A 7,229-nucleotide genomic window follows, 5' to 3' on the forward strand; every position below is an offset into this window, starting at 1 on the left:
GAAAACTTAAGGACACTGTTCAACTACCCTGATGACATTCGAAGAGCGATTTATACGACGAATGCGATTGAGTCACTCAACAGTGTCATTCGAAAAGCGATTAAAAAGCGTAAACTGTTTCCAACGGATGATGCGGCAAGAAAAGTTATTTTCTTAGCGATTCAAGATGCATCAAAAAAGTGGACAATGCCGATTCGAAATTGGAAAGCGGCGTTAAATCGATTTATGATTGAGTTTGAGGATCGACTTAGACCCTATATTTAAAACTGGGCGGATACACAGAAATATTTACAGGGTCTTTACGCGCGATCTATAGCGCTTAACCTAACAGTTCAACACAGCTGCTCTAATGTGCTCCTAAAACATTACCAAGGCTTATTGTATAACTCTAAAGGTCATCTCTAAAGAACATCGAGTTCTGCGTGCTTAACTGCCATCCTAATCATTCAATGGGCTTGACCTACAAACCTTCGTTGTAGGTATATTTTACTCAAAATCCATTTTTTCTGTTACTGCAAACCCATCGGCAGTGACAAAGGAAAATCCTTTGTTTAATCTCTCGATAATATTAATCGTTGCAGTACTTGAAAAACGTGTGTACCAAGGTGAAGCACCTGCTTTTTTTGCTGCAGCAATTTCCTCATCGCTGAGTGTTGAAAGCTTAAGAAGATCTTTTGATCCGATCATTTCATTCAGTTGCAAATCTAAATTTACAATAAGCTTATCTTCTTGCTCATAATTAAAGTTTAATTGTCTAGCAATGAGCTCATTGCTGCCTACGTCTGGGTGAATTGCAAAGTTTGATTCCTTAAGTTCCATTGTCGTATTTTCGAATGCTTTATCTGCTATTATTTGTTCAGGGGTTATAGCAACAAATAGTGGTAACTTAATATCACCATATTCATCTCGAGTCCGCAGTTCAGCACCTATTAAGGTGTAATCATCAACTTGAACTCTGGTCCACCACCAGTTTTTTAACAAACTTGAAAGCGCTGCATTTCCCCAGTTATGGTCATGATAACCTGAGCCTTGAACACTGTGAGTTTCACCATTGTAGCTAATTGTACCTGTCATCTCACCATTGGGCACAGAAGGAAGCCACGCAAAATATTTTTGCGTCTTCTCTTCTCCAAAATATACATGTCCATTTCCGGGCCGCCAAGAGGGCACCATTCTGCGTAAGTTTAAGTCAACTGCTAAATCGTCAATACTTGCATAGATTTGATAATTCGTTAAATCACCTGAAACAGCGTTTCCTCCAATCCTAATATCACATTTATCTATTGCAAAGAAAGCTGATTTAGCGGTAAATGCTTTATATTTATAATAAACATCACCTTCAGGAGAGGTAATGGTAATGCTTATACTTGGTGTAAAGGGATCCATGGGGCGGTAAAGGCTTTTTGTATAGTAAACAACCACCACCTTCGTTCCATCTTCCATATGACCATCAAAGTACCACCACTCATATGTACCTGGCTCAGTTGTCGTTCTAAGTCCATCTTCCCAAGCTTCAATTTTGTTGGGGCTTACTCCTTCTTTTTGAAAATCTTCATTTGAAGTACCTAAATAAGGGTTTGAATCCGCAAAAATATTACTTATAAACCCTAGCACCAATAACAATAATAAAGTCAGGTGAATAGTTAGTTTCATATAATATATCTCCTTTCATTATACGAATCTGAGTTTTTAAATATCACTAAGAACTGTTCCTTTTCTTCCATAGTGCATTATGGAAAAGATCTTTTCTATTACTTTTTCTAAACAGTCTTACAGAAAAATATTGATTACTCTCACTTTGCAAATCATAACAATAGTCAATGTTTATTATGCTTAATGCAATACATCTGTTTTTTGATATTTAACAAGTTTATACATCTATTATTGTACTTATAGGTGAAATATACCCAAAACGAAGGTTTTTAGAGGGGATTTCAAACGATGAAGCCCCTGGGCAAGTTTATTACCGCAGAACTTACTCAGGGGCTTCATTAATTTATATACCAGTGATATTGAGTGCTTATATTAGTGCTTGTTAACATTATTTGAATATCACTGTTAGGGAACATTATGCCCTTTTGCAGCCACCCAAATTCGATACCATTGCTCATGTGTTAACTGAAGATTCAACGACTCAACCCCAGAGGTAATACGCTCAATTTTACCGCTACCAAGCAAGGCGACAGGGTTTGTTGGTAAACGAAGTACCCAAGCATAGAGCACTTGCGCTATGGAAGCTGCCTGAATTTCATCCGCTATGATTGATAATACCGATCTAATCCTTATCGCTTGTTCTGTATTTTCTAGTAAAATTCTGCTACCAGCTAAGCAAGACCAAGCCATAGGTTTAACACGGAGTGCTTGAAGTTGATCCAGTGTGCCATCTTCCAAGCAAGACATGTTCAGAGGGTTTATCTCAACCTGATTAGTCACTAGTTCAAAGTCTAGCCGAGTCTGTAACAAACTAAACTGTGAAGGGGTGAAGTTCGATACACCAAAATGTTTTACTTTACCACTGTCATACAGTGCTCTGAATGCATCAGCTACTTCATCTACACTCATAAGAAAATCAGGACGATGAATCAATAAAACATCTAAAAAGTCAATGCCAAGTCTCTGCAAAGACAATTCAGCGGATTCTATTATGTACTTTTTACTTGTATTGTAGTGATTAACTTTTCTTGTACTGCTGTTATCTCTTACAGGTTGAATACCACACTTGGACACTATTTCAATTGAATCTCGTATCCCTCGGTTTAGCTTTAACGCTTCTCCAAAGCGCTTTTCACAAGGGGGAATGCCATAGACATGTGCATGATCAACTGTGGTAATACCTAGCTCAATATGCTGCTTAATAAAGGTAAGCAACTCTTGAGATGACATACCCCACTCATTCATACGCCAATAACCCTGTACCAACCTGGAAAAAGAAGGTCCATTAGGTGACATTTGTACTTTTGGCACAAACTTCATACGGTACTCCTAAAACTAGCCCATTCAAGGTGACTTGCTGTATAGTTACCTGCATGATTGACGATTTTATCTACAGGTATAGGTCTTCAGATAAATATATTAACCCCAGGGAAATGGCTGGTTGCTTATTTCACATGATTTAGGATGAAAATAGACCAGCAGTCTTCCAAGAAAACGGTATTCAAAGTGTTTATTCACTTATTTTCCTGGTTGTTTTTTCACCTTGAATGGTCTGACTCCTAAAGCCTAACAGCAAAGCTTCCTTAGTGGGCGGATAATATATCAATTCTCAGCAAGCCAGATTTTATCTGGTTATCATAATAAAGCAATTTATACTGGTGAAGAATAACAGATTAGGCTTGAGTGATTTTTTTACCAGTCACGAATCATTTTTAGAGTATTAGTTTTACTAGACTAAACAAGCCTAACTTCATAAAAATTTTTCGTGGAGAGTTACAAATCTGCACTTTAAGATTATTTATAATTAACCTAAAAGAAATACCAATATCAATTTAAAATAGTTTTAATTAACCTCACCCAAAACGAATCAATTATTATTGTGTTTTAAAATATTTGTGCAGTAGTGTTTTTGCCTGAATAAAAAAAGGCAGTTCATTAACCACACTTGCTTATACATATTAATTATTCCTTTTTACTTACACTTGAGCTGGATAGGTGCAATACTTTTCACAATTAACTCAACATCGTACAGATGATGATACCCAATCAACCTTGTACTTCTCTCACTTGATCTAAAATGAGTATTTCATACTTAATAAACATAATTCATTATTAGGTTGTTATGCTCACTTACTTACATTAACCTCGTACTAATTTTAATAAGTACCCATTCATACGAGTATAAAGAAGTTACCCTTTATGCATTAAAGTTAATTGCAAACCTGCTACATTAAGTTTTCTCAGCCTTTGTGGTATAAATCATCGAGCGAACGGTATCACACTCAGTTCTACTATTACGTTATACTCAAGTCCATTGAAGAACATCAACGTGTAGTCATAAAATAAATAGCGTGTTTTTTGCTAACAAAATCTCACTTTAAATTTTATTTCAGTGATTTGCTGTTTCATTTTAGATAGTGTTGCTAGTAGTTTGAAATTTTAAATTTCAAGTAGGTGATGGTATGGATCAGTACAATTATTCAAGTATCTGGTATACTCACGATTTCAAAATTGCATTCTTCTTCCCTAGTAAGTAATCCCTCCCGAGTCTTACATATATCGTTTTTAAATATTGATTTACTAATTTACTCTTCAGAGTATGAGTATTTCACAGCCTCTATTCAATAAAAACGATTATCAATAAGCAACTATATCCTACTTAGTAATAGGAATGGATATTTTTGACAAAAAAAATATTTCACAGTAATTTATATTTAATTTACTAGGATTAACTTCGTGAATAATTTTAGACATCTTCCAGAACCCTTTCGTATCCGTGTTGTTGAACCAGTAAAAAGAACTACGCTAGCCTATCGTGAAAAAGCAATTTTAAATGCAGGTATGAACCCTTTCTTATTAGATAGTAAGGATGTTTTCATTGATTTGCTGACTGATAGTGGGACAGGTGCAATAACACAGGAAATGCAGGCTGCGATGTTTATTGGTGATGAAGCATATAGCGGTAGTCGCAGCTATTACGCTCTCGCTGATGCGGTAAAAGATATTTTTGGTTACGAGTACACCATACCAACTCACCAAGGTCGTGGTGCAGAACAAATATATATCCCTGTACTAATTAAAAAGCGTGAAAAAGAAAAAGGGCTAGATCGCACTAAAATGGTGGCGCTATCAAACTACTTCTTCGACACCACCCAAGGTCATACACAACTTAACGCTTGTGTTGCAAAAAATGTATTCACTAAAGAAGCTTTTGATACTTCTATCTCAGCTGACTTTAAAGGCAATTTTGATCTAGAACTGCTAGAACATGCAATCCTTGAAGCAGGGCCGCAAAATGTGCCCTATATCGTTAGCACCATTACTTGCAACTCTGCTGGTGGACAACCTGTCTCAATTGCTAACCTGAAAGCTGTTTATGAGATTGCTCAACATTATGAAATTCCAGTCATTATGGATTCCGCACGCTTTGCTGAAAATGCCTATTTCATTCAGCAACGAGAACCAGAATATCAGGACTGGAGTATTGAAGCGATAACGTTTGAAAGCTACAAATATGCAGATGCTTTAGCAATGTCCGCCAAAAAAGATGCCATGGTCCAAATGGGTGGACTTCTCTGCTTTAAAGATAAATCCATGCTGGATGTATACAACGAATGCCGAACATTATGTGTTGTTCAAGAAGGCTTTCCTACCTACGGTGGTTTGGAGGGCGGAGCAATGGAACGCTTAGCGGTTGGCTTATATGATGGTATGCGCCAAGACTGGTTAGCTTATCGAATCAACCAAGTTCAATATCTGGTCAATGGCTTAGAGTCCACAGGCATAGTTTGCCAACAAGCAGGGGGACATGCTGCCTTTGTTGATGCTGGAAAGCTATTGCTACACATTCCCGCAGATCAATTTCCTGCACATGCACTAGCCTGTGAGTTATATAAAGTTGCAGGAATTCGAGCAGTTGAAATTGGTTCATTATTATTGGGTCGAGACCCAGTCACAGGTCAACAACATCCCTGCCCAGCTGAGCTGTTGCGGCTAACCATTCCTCGGGCTACTTATACTCAAACTCATATGGACTTTATTATTGAGGCATTTGAAAAAGTGAAAGCAAATGCATCATATGTAAAAGGTTTAACATTTACCTATGAGCCTGAAGTGCTCCGTCATTTTACCGCACGTTTGAAAGAAGTAGAGAACTAATTTCGACAATAAATGTAGCCTGAATAGGCTGCATTTATCTGAATACTACTCATACCTAAAAGTTGTATCGACAACGTATTAATTACGTAATTATAACGATAAAGAGAATAAAACAATGAAAACTAAACCCTCCCTGCTAGGTGGGTCCTGCATTATAGCCAGCGTCTGTGTAGGTGCTGGTATGTTAGGGCTACCCAGTGCTGGTGCCGGCGCCTGGACATTTTGGTCGTTGCTTGCCATCACTTTAACGATGATTGTCATGACAATTTCCGGATGGATGTTGCTGGAAGCATTCAAACACTTCGATTTAAGAGTTTCTTTTAATACGGTTACAAAAAAGATGTTAGGCCACAAGGTCAACATGTTAAATAACATAGCCGTGTACTTTGTAGGAGGTATTTTATTATATGCTTACATCACCTCTTCTGGTCTTATTTTACAAGAACTACTGAATATTAATAGTAAACTTGCTTCAGTGTTATTTGTTGCCGTATTTTCAATTTTTGTATGGCATTCAACACGTGCTGTAGATCGTATTTCGGTTATTCTTATTGCATTTATGGTACTTAGCTTTGTATTTGGTGTATCTGGACTCGCTATAAATGTGGATATGTGTGTTCTGCTTGACACAATCAATCAAGAAGCAGAATACGCTCCTTACGCGTTAGCCATGTTTCCAGTCGCACTAACCTCTTTCGGTTATCATCACTCGGTATCTTCTATGCGAGCGTATTATGGAGAAGAACGAAAAGCAAAATATGCTATTATCGGTGGCACTACGATTGCACTAGCACTCTATTTTCTTTGGATATTAAGCATATTTGGTAATTTACCTCGAAGTGACTTTAGCCCCATTATTGAACAAGGTGGAAATGTTGATGCTTTACTTGGCGCACTAAGCTCTGTGATTGAGTCAGAAAGTGTTGCTAAAGCAATTAATGCATTTTCGATGGCAGCTATTCTTTCTTCATTCATTGGAGTCGGTCTCGGGGTATTTGACTTTCTTGCTGATTATTTTAAATTCGAAAATAGTAAGCTTGGTCGCAGTAAGACATGGATTGTGACTTTTATTCCACCTTTGATTTTATCATTACTATTTCCATTTGGGTTTGTAACGGCAATCGGGTATGCCATTTAATTACCCATAAATTTGCAATGAATACAAGGTTATGTCACTTTAGTTGCCAAAAGTGGACTTTTGGGCAAAAAACAATGGATTCTTGGCTAAATGAAGAGCTGTCAGGATGTGCATTTAAAGATCAGCGTTTGACAACTCGTTTTAAAAGTATTGTTGCTTGTTTATCCGAAAAAAGTGGTAAATCCATACCTGAGATATGTGAGGAGTGGGCATCCACTAAAGCTTTTTATCGTTTTTTATCAAATGAACGGGTAGAAGCAAGTGAAATACTAGCGGGTCA

The 7,229-nt window shown here is 37.2% G+C and carries 6 protein-coding genes; 4 read left to right on the top strand and 2 right to left on the bottom strand.

Annotation, left to right across the window (positions count from 1 at the left end; genetic code table 11):
- On the top strand, positions 1–264 hold a 264-nt coding region (locus F607_RS31375), incomplete at its 5' end, for a transposase (protein ID WP_038292126.1).
- Positions 265–486: 222 nt separating this feature from the next.
- Here the strand turns inward: F607_RS31375 and F607_RS31380 are convergent.
- On the bottom strand, positions 487–1,653 hold the full coding sequence (locus F607_RS31380; RefSeq protein WP_051311763.1) for a lipocalin-like domain-containing protein: 1,167 nt from the start codon (positions 1,651–1,653) through the stop codon (positions 487–489).
- A gap of 405 nt (positions 1,654–2,058) precedes the next feature.
- Complete coding sequence (locus F607_RS0123245; RefSeq protein ID WP_027709983.1) at positions 2,059–2,973, bottom strand: aldo/keto reductase; 915 nt, start codon at positions 2,971–2,973, stop codon at positions 2,059–2,061.
- Between the two features lie 1,416 nt (positions 2,974–4,389).
- Here F607_RS0123245 and tnaA point away from each other — a divergent pair.
- The 3 genes from tnaA to F607_RS34930 all read left to right on the top strand — a co-directional run.
- Positions 4,390–5,811, top strand: coding sequence for a tryptophanase (tnaA, locus tag F607_RS0123250; RefSeq protein ID WP_027709984.1), 1,422 nt, complete (start codon positions 4,390–4,392; stop codon positions 5,809–5,811).
- Between the two features lie 115 nt (positions 5,812–5,926).
- On the top strand, positions 5,927–6,949 hold the full coding sequence (locus tag F607_RS31385) for an aromatic amino acid transporter (RefSeq protein ID WP_211233702.1): 1,023 nt from the start codon (positions 5,927–5,929) through the stop codon (positions 6,947–6,949).
- A gap of 74 nt (positions 6,950–7,023) precedes the next feature.
- Positions 7,024–7,229 (top strand): IS4/Tn5 family transposase DNA-binding protein (locus F607_RS34930; protein WP_027709985.1); only part of this gene is annotated, 206 nt, incomplete at its 3' end.

Source organism: Zooshikella ganghwensis DSM 15267, from assembly GCF_000428585.1.
Lineage (GTDB): Bacteria > Pseudomonadota > Gammaproteobacteria > Pseudomonadales > Zooshikellaceae > Zooshikella > Zooshikella ganghwensis.

Coding starts and splice junctions, on each gene's coding strand:
- F607_RS31380 (WP_051311763.1), bottom strand. CDS start 1,653: ATGAAACTAACTATTCACCTGACTTTATTATTGTTATTGGTGCTAGGG.
- F607_RS0123245 (WP_027709983.1), bottom strand. CDS start 2,973: ATGAAGTTTGTGCCAAAAGTACAAATGTCACCTAATGGACCTTCTTTT.
- F607_RS31385 (WP_211233702.1), top strand. CDS start 5,927: ATGAAAACTAAACCCTCCCTGCTAGGTGGGTCCTGCATTATAGCCAGC.